We start from the raw sequence: 19818 nt of genomic DNA, 5'->3' as shown, positions 1-19818 counted from the left end.
GCGGAACGATTGTCGCCACCTCTTTGTCTTATCCATGAACACTCTCTATACTGGCTCGCGTTGCGTTCCAAATAACCTTAGTATCTACAGGAGAATCATATGGTTCTGGTAACTCGTCCGGCTCCGGATTTTACGGCTGCAGCAGTTCTGGGCAACGGTGAAATCGTTGAAAACTTCAACTTCAAACAGCACACCAACGGTAAAGCGACCGTTCTGTTCTTCTGGCCAATGGACTTCACCTTCGTTTGCCCGTCTGAGCTGATCGCGTTCGACAAACGTTATGAAGAATTCCAGAAGCGTGGCGTGGAAGTGGTTGGCGTCTCCTTCGACTCTGAGTTTGTACACAACGCATGGCGTAACACCCCTGTCGACAAAGGCGGCATCGGTGCGGTGAAATACGCAATGGTTGCGGACATCAAACGCGAAATCCAGCAGGCTTACGGTATCGAACATCCGGACGCTGGCGTTGCCCTGCGCGGTTCCTTCCTGATCGACGCAAACGGCATCGTTCGTCACCAGGTTGTGAACGATCTGCCGCTGGGTCGTAACATCGACGAAATGCTGCGCATGGTTGACGCGCTGCAGTTCCACGAAGAGCACGGCGAAGTGTGCCCGGCTCAGTGGGAAAAAGGTAAAGAAGGTATGTCTGCGTCCCCAGATGGCGTGGCGAAATACCTGTCTGAGAACGTATCCAGCCTGTAATCGGCACGGTTTACGAGAAAGGCCCGCACATGCGGGCCTTTTTTTATGCCTTACGCTGCACCTCTCGCCAGATGCGCCAGGCCATGCCCGCCAGCAGAATCACGCCCGCAATCAGCACGCCCCACACCAGCAGGGTGTTCATCCTGCTCTCCCGATCGGCCGCAGAGGTGGCGGTCAGGCGCGCCTCGCCGCCTAACGCGACATCATCCACAACGTCGGCCTGCGGCAGGTTCGCCATATCATAGGTTTTGCGCAGCTCGGCGGGGATCAGCATATCGGGCTCGACGTTTGCTGGCTTTGCAGCGCCGTTGCCCCAGGCGAGCACGAACGGCGCTTTCCCCTGCGCGTTGAACACCAGGTCGTAGCGATCGCGATGTCCCGTAACGCTCGGCAAGTATTCTGGCAGCCGCGCATTCAGCGTCGTGATTTTCACGGCCTGCACCAGGCCCTCGCCCAGCGAAACCGGTCCGGACGTTTTCCCCTCCAGACGGTAAATAACCTCTTTTTTCAGGGGGTGCCATGCGTCTTTTTCCGAACTCCGCCACGCGATCTCCACGGGAAGGACACCGTCGCCGTTCAGCGAGATGCTGACCGCACGCAGCGGCTGGGGACGCGCCCAGCGCCACATCGCTTCGCTTGCCGACAGCGGCTCCCCTTCCCCCTCAAGGTCGATCTCTTCCGGGGCCGCCTGCGCAGGGGCGCCGATGGCGTTCACGCCGGTCAGGGTTACCCCCTGGCTCTGCGCATTCAGCACTACCATGAGGTAGCGATTCGCCTCGGGAGATAAAACCGTATCGGTATCGATCCGATCGAGCTTAAGGCGATCCTGCCCGCTGGCGACGTCCAGCAGCGGCATATCCTCGCACAGGGTATACCAGCGCTTAAGATCCTCGCTGTAATAGACCGACGCCGTTCCCTGCCACGACGACTGAGGGGTATCCCATAGCAGCTGCAGCTGGGATACAGCCAGCTCGCCCGACGCCTGCTCCGGCAAGGTCAGCAGATAATGTTGCCCGGCTGCCGCGGCTTTTTGCCCCTCCAGCACAATCTCCACGCCGTTTCGGGAACGAAGCAGGATCTTATCGCTGTCACCGGCGTCTGACGCAGGCGCAAGCGGCGAGGCGTCCAGCGGAAAGAGGCGAAGCGCCGTGGATTGCACTGACGCCTGCGGGCGCGTCGCGGCGATCAGGCTAAAGGGAACCGGCTCGCCCGACTGGTTAAAGACGCGAACGTCATGCAGGTCCGGTGACGTGCTTTGCGCATAGACGGCGAGCGGCAGCATCACCCGATACCACTGGGAAGGAGCAGACGTATCCAGTGAACGCCCAAAGGCATAGTCCCGGGGCGATTCCGTTTGTCCCTCGTCGCTGAGCGCCGGGCCGGAAAGCGCCAGCAGCGCGGTACACGCTATCGCTTTCATCCATTTCATTTTTCATCTCCTGTTTTTGGCGGTAGCGGCGAGAAATAGCCCACGATCAATACCAGTATCGCCACGCCGATAAACGCCACCGCGCGCGACAGACCGCCTCCGCCCGCGCTGTCCACCAGCATCAGCTTAACCATCACCACGCCCAGCAGCGCGGCACCGCAGAGCCACTCCTGCCGGGAAGCCCGGCGGGTGGCATGGATCATCACCACCAGCGCGCTCAGCATCCAGAACAGAGCAAAGCTGGTCTGGATAAGCCGCGAATCCCATAGCGATGCCATATTCCAGGCCACGTCGCCGTACCAGGCCAGGGCGCGCATCAGCGCGCCGTTTAGCCACCAGAAGCCAAACGCCATGAGCACGACGGCAGGCCACGGGCGCGCTTGCGCAAGCAATGTCGGGTAGTAGCGCTTCACCGCGAGATAAAAGACCACCAGCCCCAGCAACGCGAACGCGGCACCTTCCTCAAGCGGATTCACCAGCGGCAGCCAGGTCTGGCGATAGATCACGCCGTCCTGGAAATTGGTCAAAACCAGCAGTACCAGCAGCGCCACGACCACGGGGATCGGTGCCAGGCAGGCGTAGAGCGCAGGCCACTCCCGGAACGGCCACACGCGACGCCGTACCGCAGCAGAAAGCGCCATAATTACCCCGCCGCCTGCGGCCAGCGCTAATCCGCTGCCCCAGGCCGCCATGCCCCACGGCAGAGACCGGTCAAACCAGTAAAGCTCGGCGGCCAGCGCCAGTAAAATCATCCAGAACAGCGACAGATGCAGCCCCATCGCGATGCGCGGCAGGCATCTTTCACCGTCGCGCCGCAGCAACATCAGCGCGGCGGGAAGCGCAACGCACCAGGCCAGGTTTGACCAGCCGGCGGCAACGATCTGCTGATGCCATAGCTGATACCCCACCATCAGCAGCATAACCGGCCAGAGCAGCCATTTGCTGGCATCCAGCTCTCGCCACGCCAGACGCGCGGCCACCTGCCGCCAGCCCCAGACCGACGCCGCCGTCAGCGCCAGCACGCCCGCCAGAACCGGTAATTCTTTCGTCAGCGCCAGCTGCGACGCGCCCAGGAGTGCCACGAGCCAGAAAAGCAGCCCGCCCGCCAGCAGCGCCCGGCTGGCCGGCAGGAAGAGAGCCCGCCACAGCCAGGCTGCGGCCAGCCAGCAAAGGCTGAGGATGGCGAAGATAAGGAGCAGGCTCAGCGACGTCACGCCGCTCGTTTGCGCCCACAGCGCGCTGCCGAGCGCCAGCACCAGCAGCGCCGTCCCGCTGTATTGCATGCGGCGCTGGTGCTGCTGCACGCCCAGCCAGAGGATACCCAGCCCTTCCAGCGCCCAGGCCATCGCCGTCCAGCGCGCCGACAGCGCCAGCGGAATGGCGAGGGTCGCGAATCCGCCGCCGATCGCCAGCGCCGCCATGACCAGCGGCCTTCCGAGGGAGGGATAGCGCCGCAGCGCAAGGAACGCGAGGGTGAGATAAAATGCGCCGTAACCCAACGCGCTCAGCGCCGGGCCGTAGACCCAGTGCTGCGTCATGCCGTACTGCATCCCGAAGCCGATCAGCGGCGGGGCAAACAGCAGCACGCCGTCAACGATCTGCTTCCCTTTCTCCTGCGCCCGCAGCGACAGCGCCACGCTCAGCACGCCGAAGATCAGCGTATTGGTAATCAGGAACAGCTGGCAGACCCCATAGTCTTCCGGCTGGTAGTCATTCAGCCCCCACAGGCCGCCCACGCCGAAGGTGAACAGCAGCCCGAGGAGATTCAGCTCGCGCCAGTGCTGCCAGATGCTGATAGCGAGAATGCCGATGGACAGCAGGAGATAGAAAGAGAACAGCGCCACAAAGCTGCCGCCCCCGGTAGATAAGAGCAGCGGCGCAAGATACCCGCCAAGGCTCGCCAGCATGGCAAGGCTCAGCGCCTTCTGCAGCACCGCCAGCCCGACGCTCGCTGCGCAAATCACTACCAGCAGCGCAAAGGCGAGCGTCATCGGCAGCATTTGCCAGAGCCGAAACGCGCCAAACACCGTCAGGTAGAGCACGCCGGTCGCCCCGCCCTGCAGGATCAGCGCATAGACTCGCTGCCTGTGCCGCAGCCGCCACCCGACCGCCAGCAGAACAACGGCAAACAGCGCCGCTGCCACGAGGCGCAGCTCAAGCGGGAACAGGGAATGTTCGACGGTATAGCGCAGCAGGAAGGAGAGGCCGAGGAAGAGCAGCAGGATCCCAAGCTTCGCCAGCGGATTCCCCTGCATGAACCAGCGCGCCAGCGACGTCAGGATGCCGCCAAAGGCAGAAGGCTGTTTTGCCGCAGGCACCGGGGCCGGGGCCGGTTCTGCCACCGCAGCGGGAGTATCGGGGCGCCAGGGGTCGACAGGCGCGGGCGCATCCTCGACCACCGGCGCGGTCACGCTATTCGAGGCGGCGGGCTGCACCGGTTCCGGCGGGTTATTAGCCGCGCCGCGCTGCTCAAGCGCCTCTATGCGCTGGCGCAGCCGGGCAATCTCCTGCCGCGCTGCCGTACTTCGGTTAAACCCGATAACCGCAAGCACGGGCGCAACCAGCAGCGCAAAAACCAGGAATAAACAGCCAAGGATGTAAAGCTCGTCCATGTTTCCACCTTCACCGTAAACGATCCGTTAAGATTGACACAAATGGTTGCATTTGCGCCATCTTAAAAGGTGGAAACATTCGCGGGTTAGCTGCCGAGCCAGATCGTCGCGGATATCGCAGGCAGCGCCAGCACGCCGTCCTGTATCGTCGCCTTGCCCTCCTTATTCCTCCACCCAGCCACCTTCAGCAGCGGGGAATCATCCAGCACCACTTCGCAGGCCTCGCCCCGGTTAATCGCCACCAGCACGCGCTGCTGGTTATAGACGCGGGCAAACACCACCACGTTATCGTGGGCGTACACCACCTGACAGCCGCCGTAGCGCAGAGCGAGACTCTGCTTACGCAGCTTCGCCAGCCGCTGATACAGGCTGAACAGCACCTTGTCCTGTTTCTCGGGTTCCCACGGGAAGGTTTTGCGGCAGAACGGATCGTTGTTGCCGTCCAGCCCCACTTCGTCGCCGTAATAGATGCACGGCACGCCCGGCCAGGTGAAGAGCCAGGTCACCGCCAGCGGCAGGCGGGCCGCGTCCTTGCCGAGCAGGGACTTAAAGCGCGCGGTATCATGGCTATCGAGCTGGTTAAACATCCGCAGCTGCTGCTGATGGGACAGGCCGGCGCGATAGTTCTCCATCCACGCCATGCAGGTTTCCGCATCGATGTGATTCGGATCGTAGGAGATATCGGTGTTGGCGAGGAACCCCCACAGCGGGAAGGTAAAGCCGCGATAGTTCATCGCCGCATCTTCCGCATCATTCTGCAGCCACTGGCGCGCGTCGCCAAAGTGCTCGCCAAAGACGAACGCCTCCGGCCGGGCCGCCTTCGCCGCGCGCGCGATCCCGGCGACGTGCTGAAAATTATTGCGCGCCCCGCCCGCCTCGCCGAGCATATGCACCACGTCCAGACGCCAGCCGTCCATATTCCACGGTTCTTTGAGCCAGTGGCGGACGATGCTGTCCTCGCCGCCGTAAACCTCATTCACCAGCGTTGACGACTGGAAATCCAGCTTCGGCAGGCTCGGGTAGCCCAGCCAGTCCAGCGCGCGTCCCTCCTCGTTAAAGCTGTACCAGTCGCGCTGCGGCGAGTCTGGGTTATGGCACGCCCCGCCCATCGACTGGTTATGCCGGTCAAACCAGGCGTGCGAATCTCCGCTGTGGTTAAATACGCCGTCCAGAATCAGGCGTATGCCTTCGTTTTGCGTATTCTTACGCAGGCGAAGCAGCGCCTCGTCGCCGCCAAACTGCGCGTCAACGTGGCGATAATCTTCGGTATCGTATTTGTGCACGCTCGGGGCTTTAAACACCGGGTTGAGATACAGGGCCGTCACGCCGAGTTTTTTCAGGTACGGCAGCTTTTCGCTGATGCCGTCGATGTCGCCGCCGTAGAAGGTCGATCCCCCCGCCTGGGCGGTCAGCGGCTCATCCCACGCCTTCAGAATGATGTCATGACCTGCCGCATGGTGGTAATAGACCTTATCCTGATCGGCAGTACGCTTTTCGCTGCGCGCAAAACGGTCCGGGAAAATCTGGTAAAAGACCTGATCGTTAACCCACTGCGGGCCGTTGTCCGGGTAATCAACCGCGAACTGCTCCAGCCGGGGAGGCGGGAAACGGCTAAACCCCTGCGGGGTAAACCACAGCTGGCGGTTATTCCACAGCAGTTTGAAGCTATAGCGGCGGCGCGGCTGTCCGCTATTCAGGTCGATATTCGCTCGCCACGCCGTGATCCCCGGCTGCGGCTGGCTGCGCAGCTTGTGCATTTTCAGCCCGGTCTCTTCGTTATCGATTTCGGCGCGGAGCGTCACGCGTTCAGGCTGGTTTTCACCCGCCAGCCAGAGCGTAATCACAAGGTTGTCTTTGTTTTGCTTAACAAATGGGGCAACCGGAAGGTGCCAGGCGTTTAACATCACGAATCCCCTTTGATGAAATTGACGTCACCTTGCCACAGGGTGGTTAAGGATAGCTCACCATGAAGGGATTTATTGGGGGAGGAGGACGGGGGATGAGGGATCAGTGCGGCCTGATGCCCTCACCCTAACCCTCTCCCACGGGGAGAGGGAATAAAAAAATTTACTGCACTTCCGCCAGCTGGCGGTCGCGGCGGCATTTAAACACCCATCCCACCAGCAGCAGCACGATCCACGCGCAGCCCACGTACAGCGAAATGCGGGTGTCCGGATGGTAGCCAATCAGGCCGATGATGAACACCAGGAAGATCAGCCCGACGACGGTGGTTGCCACCCCGCCCGGGACCTTGAACTTCAGCGCTTTCGCCTCATCCGGCGACAGGCGGCGGCGGAAGGCAATCTGCGACAGCAGGATCATGATCCACACCCACACCGTCGCGAAGGTCGCTAGCGACGCAATCACCAGGAAGACGTTCTCCGGCATGATGTAGTTCAGGTAAACCGAGAACAGCAGCGCCACGGTCATCACCACAACGGTCACCCACGGCGTGCCGCGGCGCGAGGTTTTGGCGAACACCTTCGGCGCGCTGCCCTGCTCCGCCATGCCGTGCAGCATGCGGCCCACGCCAAAGACGTCGCTATTAATCGCGGAGAGCGACGCGGTCAGCACCACAAAGTTCAGAATGCTGGCCGCAAAAGCGATGCCCATATGCTGGAAGGTCAGAACAAACGGGCTACCGTTGGTGCCGACCTGGTTCCACGGGTAGATGGACATGATCACGAACAGCGTACCCACGTAGAACACCAGAATACGCATCGGCACCGAGTTGATGGCGCGCGGAATGGATTTCTCCGGGTCTTTCGCTTCCCCGGCGGTGATGCCGATAATCTCAATACCGCCGTAGGCGAACATCACCATCTGCAGCGACATGACCATCCCGAGCCAGCCGTTGCTGAAGAAGCCCCCGTTGCTCCAGAGGTTGTGAATACCGGTCGGCTGCCCGCCGTTGCCGATACCCCAAATGATGATGCCAAAACCGGCCACAATCATGATGATGATGGTGGCGACCTTGAAGAAGGAGAACCAGAACTCCAGCTCGCCAAACACCTTCACGCTCATCAGGTTGACGGCACAGATGATCAGCACCACGCTCAGCACCCATATCCAGTGCGGCACCGCCGGGAACCAGACGCCCATATAGATGCCAAACGCCGTGACGTCGGCAATGGCGACAATCAGGATTTCGAAGCAGTAGGTCCAGCCGGTGATAAATCCGGCCAGCGGGCCGAGGTTTTCCTGCGCATAGCGGGAGAATGAGCTGGCGGACGGGTTGTGAACCGACATTTCGCCGAGCGCGCGCATGATGATATACGCCGCCACGCCGCCGATGATGTACGCCAGCAGCACGCTGGGACCGGCCATTTTAATGGCATCTGCCGAACCATAAAAAAGACCGGTGCCGATAGCAGAGCCCAGCGCCATAAAGCGGATGTGGCGCGTGCTCAATCCACGTTTAAGTTTGTTAGTGCTTTCCATTTAAATCTTGCCATTCAACACGAAAAAAACAAAAAACCACGGGGCCTTAAGCCCCGTGGTTAAACAGTTTGTTGCCGTTGATTAATGGGCGTTCGATGCAACCTGACGCCCTGCAGCACGGTCCCAGATAATCGCCAGAACCAGCGCAACAACGGTAGGCATCAGCCAGGCCAGGCCCTGCTCGGACAGCGGCAGACGCTGTGTCCATGCCGGCAGTATGTGCGCGAAAGCTGATGCTTTAATCCCGTCAAGGATACCAAAAATCAGGCTGATAAACATGGCTGGCGCAATAATTCGTGAAGAGTTGTTCCACCACGGGCGAGTAAAGCTCAACACCACCAGCACGATGCACGGCGGATAAATCGCCGTCAGCACCGGAATAGAGACCTGAATCAGGTGGCTCAGACCGAGGTTGGACACCGCCATAGAGAAGATACCGAGGATAAACACCAGGGTGCGGTAAGAGAGCGGCAGATACTGTGCAAAGAACTCTGCACAGGCGCAGGTCAGGCCAACCGCGGTGACCAGACAGGCCAGGAAGATGAGTGCCGCCAGCAGCATACTGCCCGCACCGCCGAAGGTGTGCTGGACGTAGGCGTGCAGGATAGCCGCACCGTTGGCGTTCTGATCGACCAGCATGGCGCTATCGGACCCCAGACGGAACAGCGCCAGATACAGCAGCGTCAGGCCCACGCCGGCCATCAGGCCAGCCCAGATGGTATAGCGGGTCAGCAGGCGCGCTTCGGTCACACCGCGGGAACGCGCGGCGTTAACAATAACGATACCAAACACCATGGCGCCCAGCGTATCCATCGTCAGGTAGCCGTTCACAAAGCCGTTAGAAAACGCGGCGTTTTTATAGGCGTCCATCGCGTCGCTGATCGGGCCTGCTGGCCAGACGATGGCCGCTACCGCCAGAACAATCAGCGCGACAATTTTCAGCGGGGCCAGGAAGTTACCCACGGTATCCAGCAGCTTGCCCGGATAGAGGGAAACCAGAATCACGATCGCGAAGTAGATCAGGCTGTAAATAAACAGCGGCATCGCGCCGTCACCGGTCAGGGGAGCAATACCCACTTCGAAGGAGACGGTCGCGGTACGCGGGGTGGCAAACAGCGGGCCTACGGCCAGATAGCAGACGGTTGCCAGCAGAACGCCAGCCACTTTGCCAATCGGGGTGCTGAGGCTATCCACGCCGCCGCCGACCTTCGCCAGCGCGATGACGGTCAGCACAGGCAGACCCACGGCAGTAATCAGGAAACCAAACGCGGCGGTCCAGACGTGTTCACCCGCCTGTAAGCCAACCATTGGAGGGAAAATGATGTTGCCTGCGCCAACGAACAGCGCAAATGTCATAAAGCCCAGCGCGATGATGTCACGCGATTTTAAGTGATGGGTCATAAAACCTTACTGCCTGTGGATGTGGTGTTGAAAACATTGAGATTTTCGCTATCCCTGACGGGACGATACAGCCGAAAATTTGCTCAATTTCAGCGGGATATGCTCCCGTCCTGGCGTGGAGAAGAATAGTTTTTCGATTTACCACGCAAATACAGTCGGTCTGACAGTATCTGGGGCGCAATTTAAACGCTTATAACGTTTAAAGGCAAGGTGGGATCGCAAAACCAGAACAATATGCCAGCATGAAAATACGCACCAGAACAATACGCTATTTATAAGAAAAACCCATGGCTAATCATGCGAACAAAAAACGGTCAGCCGTATAAAATTCATTCGCGTTTCGCTTGACTGCAAAGCAAACGGGCCAGCGATGGCTGACCCGTGGAAAGGTAAAATGACACGCCTGCCGTCAGGCGATCTTTTTGGCAATTAAACGTTCCGGGATAACGAAGCTGAAGCGGGTTCCTTTCCCCAGCGTACTCTGAATATCGAGACGGCTTTCGTGGTGATTCACCGCGTGTTTCACAATCGCCAGCCCCAGGCCGCTTCCGCCCGTCTGCCGCGATCGCGCTTTATCCACGCGGTAGAAACGCTCGGTCAGGCGCGGAATATGCTCAGGGGCAATCCCCGGCCCGTTGTCTTCCACGCTAAACTCGGCTCCCGCTGGGATATGGCGCCAGCGCACCACGATCTCCGTCCCCTCCGGGGTATGATTCACCGCGTTATACACCAGGTTAGAAATGGCGCTGCGCAGTTCATCTTCGCTGCCCAGCACCTTTAGCGTGCTGTCGACCTCAAAGGTCAGGTGATGCTTTTTGTGGCTTAACGTCTGCGCTTCACGCTCCACGACCCGCAGCATCATCGGCACGTCTATCGTGTCATTCAGCGCAAGCGTAGGCGCCGCCTCAATCTTCGAGAGCGTCAGCAGCTGCTTGACCAGCCCTTCCATCCGGTGCGTTTGCTCGCGCATGGTGTGCAGCGCTTTTTCACGCGGCGCGCCTTCCAGCGTTTGCTCCTGCATCATCTCCAGGTAGCCCTGAAGCACGGTCAGCGGGGTACGCAGCTCGTGGCTGACGTTGGCGAAGAAGTTGCGACGCGCGCCTTCAAGCTGGTGCATCTGGGTGACATCGCGCGCCACCATCAGCCACTGCTTATCGCTGTAGGGCATCACGCGGATTTCCAGATGACGACCGTTATTGAGCTTGAGGTTATGCGGGCGGCTAAAATCACGCTTTTTCAGATACAGCGTGAACTCGGGATAGCGCAGAAGGTTGAGGATGTTCTGACCATTGTCGTCCGGCCAGCGCAGGCCCAGCAGCTGCTGCGCCAGGCCGTTACACCAGAAGATCGTCCCCTCTTCGGTGGTCAGGATCACCGCATCCGGCAGTGACTCCGCCCCGCTGCGAAAGCGTTTAATCAGGCTACCCAGCTCGCGGCGGCGCTTTTTATTACGCATCTGCATCTGGTGCAGGCCGTACAGCAGCGGCTCCCAGCTGCCGCTTCCCGGCGGCGGCGTCATGCTTCGGTCAACCCATAGCCACCACGAGAGGCGCAGCAGGTTCCAGAAATGCCAGATCAGCAGCCCGGTGACCGACGCCAGCAGAAACCACGGCAGGTGCCCAAGAAAAGCCCCCAGAATGAGGGCGGGAATACAGCATAAGATCAGTTCAAAGACGAGCCTTTTCCATGACAGACGTTCCAGCACGCGTCACACTCCTGTCATTGTTCAGAAACGGGTCGAAAAACGATAACCCGTGCCGCGGACCGTCTGCACCATGCGATCGTGGCCGCTCAGTTCCAGCGCTTTTCGCAGGCGGCGGATGTGGACGTCAACCGTACGGTCTTCGACATACACGTTAGTTCCCCAGACGTTATTCAGCAACTGTTCGCGGCTGTACACGCGCTCCGGGTGGGTCATAAAGAAGTGCAGGAGCTTAAATTCGGTAGGCCCCATGTCGAGGGGATTTTCGCCGGTCATCACGCGGTGTGACGTGGGGTCAAGGCTGAGTCCCTGCATCTCAATCACCTCCTCCACCGCCATCGGCGAAATGCGGCGCATCACGGCTTTAATGCGGGCCACCAGCTCTTTTGGGGAGAACGGTTTGGTAATGTAATCGTCCGCGCCGGTCTCCAGACCGCGCACGCGATCCTCTTCTTCTCCGCGCGCCGTAAGCATCACAACCGGAATGTCACGGGTCAGCGCTTCACGCTTGAGGTGTTTGATAAACTGCAGTCCGGAGCCGCCGGGCAACATCCAGTCCAGCAGAATCAGATCGGGCCAGGGTTCATTCAGCTGGTTCACTGCGCTGTCATAATCTTCCGCTTCAACCGGCTGGAAGCCGTTTTGCTCGAGCACGAAGCACACCATTTCACGAATTGGAGCTTCATCTTCTACGACCAGAATACGTCTCGCCATACTTTGCCCTGTCTTATCTTATTTACGTTACAAGTTTGTAATTCGGCGCCATTATGCGTCAGATTTATGACAGATTTATGAAAAACAGTACCACGTTAGCGGGCAAACCGTTGTTTTATTACAGCGGTTATTTTCCCTTCTCTGAACGTTTATAATCCTGCTTTCTCTTTTTTGCCACGGAACCGCTATGCGTATACTTCACACCTCGGACTGGCATCTGGGCCAAAATTTTTACAGCAAAAGCCGTGCGGCTGAACATGAAGCGTTCCTGAACTGGCTGCTGGAAACGGCACAGACGCGCGAGGTGGACGCGATTATCGTGGCGGGTGACATCTTTGATACCGGCTCTCCCCCCAGCTATGCGCGGGAACTGTATAACCGCTTCGTGGTGAATTTGCAGCAAACCGGCTGTCATCTGGTGATTGTCGCGGGCAACCACGATTCCGTTGCGACGCTCAACGAGTCCCGCGATATCCTGGCGTTTCTCAATACCACCGTGGTCGCCAGCGCCGGGCACGCCCCGCAGATCCTGAAAAAACGCGACGGGTCGCCGGGGGCGGTGCTGTGTCCCATTCCGTTTTTACGTCCGCGCGATATCGTGCAAAGCCAGGCGGGGCTGTCGGGCGCGGAAAAGCAGCAGCATTTATTAGAGGCCATCACCGACTATTATCGCCAGCAGCACGCCGATGCCTGCGCCCTGCGGGGCGATCGGCCAATTCCGGTGATTGCGACCGGGCACCTCACCACCGTAGGGGCCAGTAAAAGTGACGCCGTGCGTGACATCTATATCGGCACGCTGGACGCCTTTCCGGCGCAAAACTTTCCGCCAGCGGACTACATTGCGCTGGGGCATATTCACCGCGCCCAGGCTATCGGCGGCAGCGAGCACATTCGCTACTGCGGATCCCCTATTTCGCTCAGCTTTGACGAGACGGGCAAAGCAAAATCCGTCCATCTGGTGAGCTTCAGCGAGGGCAAACTCGCCGCCGTCGAGACGCTGGAGGTACCCGTTACCCAGCCGCTGGCGGTGCTGAAAGGCGATCTCGACGCCATTACCGCCCAGCTTGAGCAGTGGCGCGGGGCATCGCTTAACCCGCCCGTCTGGCTGGATATCGAAATCACCACCGACGACTACCTGCACGATATGCAGCGAAAAATCCAGGCCCTGACCGAAGACCTGCCGGTAGAGGTGTTACTGGTGCGCCGCAGCCGCGAGCAGCGCGAGAAAATTCTGTTAAGCGCCCAGCGGGAAACGCTCAGCGAACTGCGGGTGGAAGAGGTATTTGAACGCAGGCTCTCGCAGGAGGAAATTGACGACGCGAAGCGCGCAAGGCTTAGCGAACTGTTCAACCATACCCTGCATGCGCTCAATGATGAGGAAGACAACGCGTGAAAATTCTGAGCCTGCGCCTGAAAAATCTCAATTCCCTCAAGGGCGAGTGGAAAATTGACTTCACCGCCGAGCCGTTTGCCAGTAACGGTCTGTTTGCCATCACCGGCGCGACGGGGGCAGGCAAAACCACCCTGCTCGACGCCATCTGCCTGGCGCTTTATCACGAAACGCCGCGGCTGCAGAAGGTCTCTCAGGCGCAAAACGACCTGATGACGCGCGACACCGCCGAGTGCCTGGCAGAGGTGGAGTTCGAGGTTAAAGGCATCGCCTATCGCGCCTTCTGGAGCCAGAACCGGGCGCGCAACCAGCCGGACGGGAACCTGCAGGCGCCGCGCGTGGAGCTGGCGCGCTGCGAAGACGGCAAAATTCTTGCCGATAAGGTGACGGATAAACTGGAGCAAACCGCCGCGCTCACCGGGCTGGACTATGGCCGCTTTACCCGCTCGATGCTGCTCTCCCAGGGGCAGTTTGCCGCCTTCCTCAACGCCAAACCGAGCGATCGTGCCGAGCTGCTGGAAGAGCTAACCGGCACCGAAATCTACGGCCAGATTTCCGCCATGGTGTTTGAAAAACACAAAGCGGCCCGCAGCGTGCTGGAAAAGTGCGAGGCGCAGGCGGCGGGCGTCGTGCTGCTCAGCGAAGAACAGCAGCAGCAGTTACAGCAAAGTTTGCAGGCACTTACTGACGAAGAGAAAACCCTGCTGGAACAGCAGCAAAGCCAACAGAAACATTTTCAGTGGCTTACGCGTCATGATGAGCTCGTGCTGGAGCAACAGCGCGTTACCGCGATGCAGCAGCAGGCGCAGCAGGCGCTGACGAACGCGGCGCCAGAGCTGGCAAAGCTCCAGCTTGCGCTGCCCGCCGCCCAGCTTCGTCCACTCTGGGAACATCAGCAGGAGCAAACCGCGCGCCTGGCGCAAACACGGCAGCGAATTGTTGAAGTAAATACTCGCTTACAGGCCAAAACCGCACTGCGTTCGCGTATCCGCAATACCGCCCTGCGTGACCACGAGCAGCTTCAGGCCGAACTGACGGCGCTCGCGCAGTGGCTGGCGGATCACGAACGCTATCGCCTGCTGGGCCAGGAGATTGCCGGCTGGCGCGCCCAGTTCTCGCAGCTGAACCGCGATAACGCGCAGCTGGCCTCGCTTGCTGCGCGGATGAATGAATTACGTCACAAGCTGGCAGAGATGCCGGAAAATACGCTGACCCTGACGACGGATGAGGTCAGCGCGGCCATGGAGCAGCAGGCCGAAACACGCCCGCTGCGCCAGCGGCTAACGTCGCTGCATGCCCGCTATCAGCCGCTGCAAAAGCGCCTGCGCCAGAGCGGTGAAAGCGTGCAGAAAGCTCAGGCGGAGCAGAACACGCTTAATGAAACGCTGACGCTACGCCGCCAGCAGTACAAAGAGAAACACCAGCACTATCTGGACCTGAAGGCCCTGTGCGAACGTGAAGCGACGATTAAAGATCTGGAAAGCTATCGTTCCCGGCTTGAGGCAGGCAAACCCTGTCCGCTGTGCGGCTCCAGCGAGCATCCCGCCGTTGAGCAGTATCAGTCGCTTGAGCTGACGGATAACCAGCGTCGGCGTGATGCCCTGGAAAAAGAGGTGGCCGCGCTTAAAGAGGAAGGCCTGCTGGTGCTGGGACAGGTTAATGCCCTGACCCAGCAAATTCAGCGCGAGACAGACGACGCGCAGACGCTCTCTAAGGAAGAGCAAGCGCTCACTAAAGAATGGATGGCGGCCTGCGCCTCTCTGAATATAGCGCTTAATATTCAGGAAGATATTGCGCCATGGATGAACGAACAGGAACGCTACGAACGTCAGCTTTATCAGCTTAGCCAGCGTCTCACCCTGCAAAACCAGCTGCACGAGCAGGAGATGCAGGAGCGGCAGCACCAGCAGCAGCTGGCGGCCACGCGCCAGGCGCTGGAGAACACCCTGCTCGCGCTGTCGCTTAGCGCTCCCGAAGCGGGGAGCGAAGCCGCCTGGCTGCACGCCCGCGAAGCGGAATTCGCGCAGTGGCAGGAGAAGCAAACCCAGCACGGCGTGCTGCAGGAACGTATCGGCGCCCTGAAGCCGCTGCTCGACACGCTTCCGGCAACGAACGGCGAAGAAGCCGAACCGGCCATTCCTGACGGCTGGCGCGACGTCCACGACGAATGCGTGTCGCTGCAAAGCCAGCTCGCCGCGCAGCAGCAGCAGGAAAAGCTGGAGCAAGAGCGCCTGCAGCAGTCACAGACGCAGTTCACCGCGGCGCTCGCGGCGAGCTGCTTTGCCGATCGGGACGCGTTCCTTGCCGCCCTGCTGGATGACGGCGCCATTCGCCACCTCGAACAGATGAAGCAGTCGCTGGAAAACCAGACCCAGCAGGCCGCGGCGCTGTGCGGCCAGGCTAACCAGCAGCTGCAGGCGCATCTGGCCCTGCGGCCGGAAGGGCTCGACGCCGATGCACCGAGGCTGCAAAGCCGGCTGCAGCAGCTGGCGCAGCGGCTTCGCGAGAACACGACGCATCAGGGTGAGATCCGCCAGCAGCTTAAGCAGGACAGCGATAACCGTCAGCATCGGCTGGCGCTGATGCAGCAAATTGAAGAGGCCGCGCGCCAGGCCGACGACTGGGGTTATCTGAATGCGCTTATCGGCTCCAGCACCGGCGACAAGTTCCGTAAGTTCGCCCAGGGACTGACCCTGGACAATCTTGTCTGGCTTGCTAACCAGCAGCTTAACCGTCTGCACGGGCGTTATTTATTGCAGCGCAAGGCCAGCGACGCGCTGGAGCTGGAAGTGGTCGATACCTGGCAGGCGGATGCGGTTCGTGATACCCGGACCCTCTCTGGCGGCGAGAGCTTCCTCGTCAGCCTGGCGCTGGCGCTGGCCCTTTCTGACCTGGTGAGCCATAAAACGCGGATCGATTCCCTGTTCCTGGATGAAGGTTTCGGCACGCTCGACAGCGAAACGCTGGATACCGCGCTGGATGCGCTCGACGCGCTGAACGCCACCGGGAAAACCATCGGCGTGATCAGCCACGTAGAGGCGATGAAAGAGCGCATTCCGGTGCAGATCAAAGTGAAGAAGATTAACGGGCTGGGGTATAGCAGGCTGGATAGGGAATTTGCGGTGGAATAAATGGGGGTCGGAGCGGTCTGGTGCCCTCACCCTGGCCCTCTCCCACAGGGAGAGGGTACAAACACCAAAAACAGCAACTTGCGTTGCTGTTTTGCTTTTACCTTGCCTCACCCTGACCCTCTCCCACAGGGAGAGGGAATAAACACGATTTGCTTTTATTCCGGCCACAGCCACGCCGCTCCGCGCACGCCGCTGGAGTCACCGTGGACGGCTTTGCGGATCGGGGTTTCACACTCGCCGCCGAAGACCCACTGCTTCACCAGGTTCGGTACCGTGGCGTACAGCCGGTCGACGTTGCTCATGCCGCCGCCGAGCACAATGACGTCCGGATCGAGAATATTCACCACGTGCGCCAGGGATTTCGCCAGCCGCATTTCGTAGCGGCTCAGGGCCAGTTCGGCCACCGGATCCTGCTCTTCGACCAGACGCATAATCTCGTTCCCCTTGAGCGGCTGGCCGCTCAGACGGTGGTAGTCGGTCGCAAAACCGGTGCCGGAGATAAACGTCTCAATACAGCCTTGTTTACCGCAGTAGCACGGCACTTCAGCGCGGTATTTAAGCTCATCGTCATCCATCCACGGCAGCGGGTTGTGCCCCCACTCGCCGGCGGTACCGTTACCGCCGATATGGGCGCGCCCGCCGAACGCGACGCCCGCGCCGCAGCCGGTACCGATGATGACGGCAAACACGGTCTGGGCACCGGCCGCCGCGCCGTCGATGGCCTCAGAGACCGCCAGGCAGTTGGCGTCGTTGGCCAGACGCACTTCCCGCTTCAGGCGCGCGCTTAAATCCTTATCAAACGGCTGACCGTTGAGCCAGGTGGAGTTGGCGTTTTTAACCACCCCGGTATACGGCGAGATCGACCCCGGGATCCCCATCCCGACGCTGCCGGTTTGCCCCGTTGCCTGCTCGGCCATCTCGACCAGCTGAGCAATCGTCTCGATAGTCTGGTGATAATCATCGCGCGGCGTCGGCAGACGATGGCGGAACAGCTGCTCCCCCCGCTCGCTCAGCGCGATAACTTCTGTTTTGGTGCCGCCCAAATCAATCCCAATACGCACAAGACTCTCCTCATTATTTTGATTATCAACAGAGTAGAAGCACGCTTCCCGATTAGCAATGCAAGCGATGCGACAATTCGTTATCATGCCCGCTGATTTAACGACAAGGCCGTGGAAATTATCATGCTGTGGTTCAAAAATTTGATGGTTTACCGTCTCAGCCGCGACGTTTCGCTGCGTGCAGAAGAGATGGAAAAACAGTTAGCCGCTTATACCTTTTCCCCTTGCGGTAGCCAGGACATGGCAAAAACCGGTTGGGTACCGCCAATGGGTTCACAAAGCGATGCACTGACCCACGCCAGCAGCACGGGTCAAATCATCGTCTGCGCCCGTAAAGAAGAGAAAATCCTGCCGACGCCGGTGGTGAAGCAGGCGCTTGAGGCGAAAATTTTCAAGCTGGAAGCCGAACAGGGCCGCAAGCTGAAAAAGACCGAAAAAGATTCGCTGAAAGATGAAGTTCTGCACTCCCTGCTGCCGCGCGCCTTCAGCCGCTTCAGCCAGACGATGATGTGGATCGACACCGTTAACGGGCTGATCATGGTCGACTGCGCCAGCGCCAAAAAAGCAGAAGACACGCTGGCCCTGCTGCGCAAAAGCCTCGGATCTTTACCGGTCGTTCCGCTGGCGCTGGAAACGCCGATTGAGCTGACCCTGACCGAATGGGTACGCAGCGGTGCTGCGGCACAGGGTTTCCAGATCCTTGATGAAGCCGAGCTGAAAGCCCTGCTGGAAGACGGTGGCGTGATCCGCGCGAAGAAGCAGGATCTGGTGAGCGACGAGATCGCCGTACACATCGAGGCGGGTAAAGTGGTCACCAAACTGGCGCTCGACTGGCAGCAGCGTATTCAGTTCGTGATGTGCGACGACGGCTCCGTGAAGCGTCTGAAGTTCTGCGATGAGCTGCGCGATCGGAACGAAGATATCGACAGGGAAGATTACGCCCAGCGTTTTGACGCGGACTTCATCCTGATGACCGGCGAGCTGGCCGCGCTGATTCAGAATCTGGTGGAAGGTCTCGGCGGCGAAGCGCAAAGATAACGGGCAAAACGCAGGCCGGGTAAGCGTTAGCGCCACCCGGCTAATTTTTTATTTCAGGTAGCGGCACAGATAAGAGGTCGGTTCAGCAACCTGCAAATGAAATTCGCTGTGGCCAGGCACGTTGAAAGCTTGACCGGCAGCATACACTTTCCACTCCGTTTCGCCCGGCAGTAACACGTTCAGCGCGCCGCTGACGACCGTCATTTCTTCCGCTTCCGCGGTGCCAAAGGTGTATTCCCCTTCCGCCATAACGCCGACACTGGCGCGGCCAGTGCTGCTGCTGGTAAAACCAATGGATTTCACTTTACCGGAAAAGTATTCGTTACTTTGAAGCATGAACTGGCCCTTATATTTTTAGATAAAAATTCACTATAGGGGCCATGCTCATCGCCTGTCACGCAAAATCATTACGTGAGCAGTTCCGAGGCCAGACGCGCCATCAGAACGTTGGATAACAGCACGGGCACGTCCAGCGCTTTTTGCAGCAAATCACGGTGATGCTGATGGAAACCCAGGCAGTCCAGGATCAGGACATCGGCCCCTCTCTCCAGCAGCTCCTTACCGGCAGCAATCAGCTTTGCCTCACTGTCCCAGAACGGATTGGCCAGTGCATACAAAGGGACTTTTTCCAGCACGTGCCATTTTGCCTCCTGGTTATCCATGAGCTCCTCGATAGGGACAATCACCCCCACCTGATGACCATCAACGATAGAGGCCACCAGCGGCGGAATGATCCGCATCGGCTCCAGCAAAATCGCATTACGTGCCGTGAGGCCCTTAATGGGTGCGGTGCTCATCAGCAAAATAACGTCATAGCCTTGATTATCGAGCACTTCTATCACGCCCTGCAGCGCGCGCTCGATCTTCTGGCGGGAAACGTGCGCCAGTTTACCGTCACTTAATAACGTCGCCAGGGGTTCCTCCCCCGCCTCGACAGCGTAGTCTTCCATGACCTCTTCCCGACTCATCTTCCCCAGCAGGCTCAGATGCGTTATCTGTTGTTCAGATACATGCTCGGTTAAGAGCGGTAACACTTCGCTTACAGGGACCACACCAATGGTGAGGATCGCCAACGTTGCCTTCATCTTTTTCGCCTTCCATTACTCCAACATCGTGCACACAGGTACAGGCTCACTACGCTGCACAGTTCATTTTTTCAACAAAACAGCACCAAGCGTAGCAGGCGATCGCGACATC

General features: G+C 59.5%; 14 protein-coding genes. 4 read left to right on the top strand and 10 right to left on the bottom strand.

Features of this window, described 5'->3' with window-relative positions; genetic code table 11:
- Nucleotides 1-99 precede the first annotated feature (99 nt).
- Nucleotides 100-702 carry a peroxiredoxin gene (locus L6R44_RS22485; RefSeq protein WP_013095829.1) on the top strand — a complete coding sequence of 201 codons (603 nt, stop codon included), beginning with the start codon at nt 100-102 and terminating at the stop codon, nt 700-702.
- Between the two features lie 43 nt (nt 703-745).
- Here L6R44_RS22485 and L6R44_RS22480 read toward each other — a convergent pair whose 3' ends face one another.
- The 7 genes from L6R44_RS22480 to phoB form a co-directional block, all read right to left on the bottom strand.
- Nucleotides 746-2131 carry a DUF3999 domain-containing protein gene (locus tag L6R44_RS22480; protein ID WP_237425469.1) on the bottom strand — a complete coding sequence of 462 codons (1386 nt, stop codon included), beginning with the start codon at nt 2129-2131 and terminating at the stop codon, nt 746-748.
- Nucleotides 2128-4743 (bottom strand): DUF2339 domain-containing protein, encoded by a 2616-nt coding sequence (locus L6R44_RS22475; RefSeq protein WP_237425468.1) that lies wholly within the window; start codon nt 4741-4743, stop codon nt 2128-2130. The genes L6R44_RS22480 and L6R44_RS22475 overlap by 4 nt, the downstream gene beginning before the upstream one ends.
- Nucleotides 4744-4829: 86 nt before the next feature.
- Complete coding sequence (gene malZ / locus L6R44_RS22470) at nt 4830-6647, bottom strand: maltodextrin glucosidase (protein ID WP_237425467.1); 1818 nt, start codon at nt 6645-6647, stop codon at nt 4830-4832.
- Between the two features lie 163 nt (nt 6648-6810).
- Nucleotides 6811-8184, bottom strand: coding sequence for a proline-specific permease ProY (proY, locus tag L6R44_RS22465; RefSeq protein WP_045328313.1), 1374 nt, complete (start codon nt 8182-8184; stop codon nt 6811-6813).
- 81 nt (nt 8185-8265) lie between these two features.
- Nucleotides 8266-9585 (bottom strand): branched-chain amino acid transporter carrier protein BrnQ, encoded by a 1320-nt coding sequence (gene brnQ / locus L6R44_RS22460; RefSeq protein WP_198886355.1) that lies wholly within the window; start codon nt 9583-9585, stop codon nt 8266-8268.
- Nucleotides 9586-9994: 409 nt separating this feature from the next.
- On the bottom strand, nt 9995-11290 hold the full coding sequence (phoR, locus tag L6R44_RS22455) for a phosphate regulon sensor histidine kinase PhoR (protein ID WP_237425466.1): 1296 nt from the start codon (nt 11288-11290) through the stop codon (nt 9995-9997).
- Nucleotides 11291-11311: 21 nt separating this feature from the next.
- Nucleotides 11312-12001 (bottom strand): phosphate response regulator transcription factor PhoB, encoded by a 690-nt coding sequence (gene phoB / locus L6R44_RS22450; RefSeq protein ID WP_008503265.1) that lies wholly within the window; start codon nt 11999-12001, stop codon nt 11312-11314.
- A 187-nt stretch (nt 12002-12188) separates the two neighbouring features.
- Here phoB and sbcD point away from each other — a divergent pair, with 187 nt between their 5' ends.
- Nucleotides 12189-13394 (top strand): exonuclease subunit SbcD, encoded by a 1206-nt coding sequence (gene sbcD / locus L6R44_RS22445; RefSeq protein ID WP_237425465.1) that lies wholly within the window; start codon nt 12189-12191, stop codon nt 13392-13394.
- The gene (gene sbcC / locus L6R44_RS22440) at nt 13391-16522 is read left to right on the top strand and encodes an exonuclease subunit SbcC (protein WP_237425464.1); all 3132 of its coding nucleotides are present in this window, start codon (nt 13391-13393) and stop codon (nt 16520-16522) included. Before sbcD ends, sbcC begins: the two co-directional genes overlap by 4 nt.
- A gap of 155 nt (nt 16523-16677) precedes the next feature.
- On the opposite strand, the gene mak is transcribed toward sbcC, so the two are convergent.
- Nucleotides 16678-17583 (bottom strand): fructokinase, encoded by a 906-nt coding sequence (gene mak, locus L6R44_RS22435; RefSeq protein WP_237425463.1) that lies wholly within the window; start codon nt 17581-17583, stop codon nt 16678-16680.
- Nucleotides 17584-17706: 123 nt separating this feature from the next.
- Between mak and rdgC the strand changes: the two genes are divergently transcribed.
- On the top strand, nt 17707-18621 hold the full coding sequence (gene rdgC / locus L6R44_RS22430) for a recombination-associated protein RdgC (protein WP_237425462.1): 915 nt from the start codon (nt 17707-17709) through the stop codon (nt 18619-18621).
- 48 nt (nt 18622-18669) lie between these two features.
- Here the strand turns inward: rdgC and ppnP are convergent, their stop codons facing one another.
- Together ppnP and L6R44_RS22420 are read right to left on the bottom strand one after the other, a co-directional pair.
- Complete coding sequence (gene ppnP, locus L6R44_RS22425; RefSeq protein WP_025756214.1) at nt 18670-18957, bottom strand: pyrimidine/purine nucleoside phosphorylase; 288 nt, start codon at nt 18955-18957, stop codon at nt 18670-18672.
- 71 nt (nt 18958-19028) lie between these two features.
- Nucleotides 19029-19706: an AroM family protein gene (locus tag L6R44_RS22420; RefSeq protein WP_237425461.1), complete on the bottom strand. Its 678-nt coding sequence runs from the start codon at nt 19704-19706 to the stop codon at nt 19029-19031.
- Nucleotides 19707-19818 lie beyond the last annotated feature (112 nt).

It is taken from the genome of Enterobacter cloacae complex sp. ECC445 (assembly GCF_021892025.1).
Taxonomy (GTDB): domain Bacteria; phylum Pseudomonadota; class Gammaproteobacteria; order Enterobacterales; family Enterobacteriaceae; genus Enterobacter; species Enterobacter chengduensis.
The sequence above is the reverse complement of the archived record's forward strand: the minus strand, read 5'-3'. Positions and strand labels throughout refer to the sequence as shown.

Coding starts and splice junctions, on each gene's coding strand:
- brnQ (WP_198886355.1), bottom strand. CDS start 9,585: ATGACCCATCACTTAAAATCGCGTGACATCATCGCGCTGGGCTTTATG.
- L6R44_RS22485 (WP_013095829.1), top strand. CDS start 100: ATGGTTCTGGTAACTCGTCCGGCTCCGGATTTTACGGCTGCAGCAGTT.
- phoB (WP_008503265.1), bottom strand. CDS start 12,001: ATGGCGAGACGTATTCTGGTCGTAGAAGATGAAGCTCCAATTCGTGAA.
- malZ (WP_237425467.1), bottom strand. CDS start 6,647: ATGTTAAACGCCTGGCACCTTCCGGTTGCCCCATTTGTTAAGCAAAAC.
- L6R44_RS22420 (WP_237425461.1), bottom strand. CDS start 19,706: ATGAAGGCAACGTTGGCGATCCTCACCATTGGTGTGGTCCCTGTAAGC.
- L6R44_RS22475 (WP_237425468.1), bottom strand. CDS start 4,743: ATGGACGAGCTTTACATCCTTGGCTGTTTATTCCTGGTTTTTGCGCTG.
- L6R44_RS22480 (WP_237425469.1), bottom strand. CDS start 2,131: ATGAAATGGATGAAAGCGATAGCGTGTACCGCGCTGCTGGCGCTTTCC.
- rdgC (WP_237425462.1), top strand. CDS start 17,707: ATGCTGTGGTTCAAAAATTTGATGGTTTACCGTCTCAGCCGCGACGTT.
- ppnP (WP_025756214.1), bottom strand. CDS start 18,957: ATGCTTCAAAGTAACGAATACTTTTCCGGTAAAGTGAAATCCATTGGT.
- proY (WP_045328313.1), bottom strand. CDS start 8,184: ATGGAAAGCACTAACAAACTTAAACGTGGATTGAGCACGCGCCACATC.
- sbcD (WP_237425465.1), top strand. CDS start 12,189: ATGCGTATACTTCACACCTCGGACTGGCATCTGGGCCAAAATTTTTAC.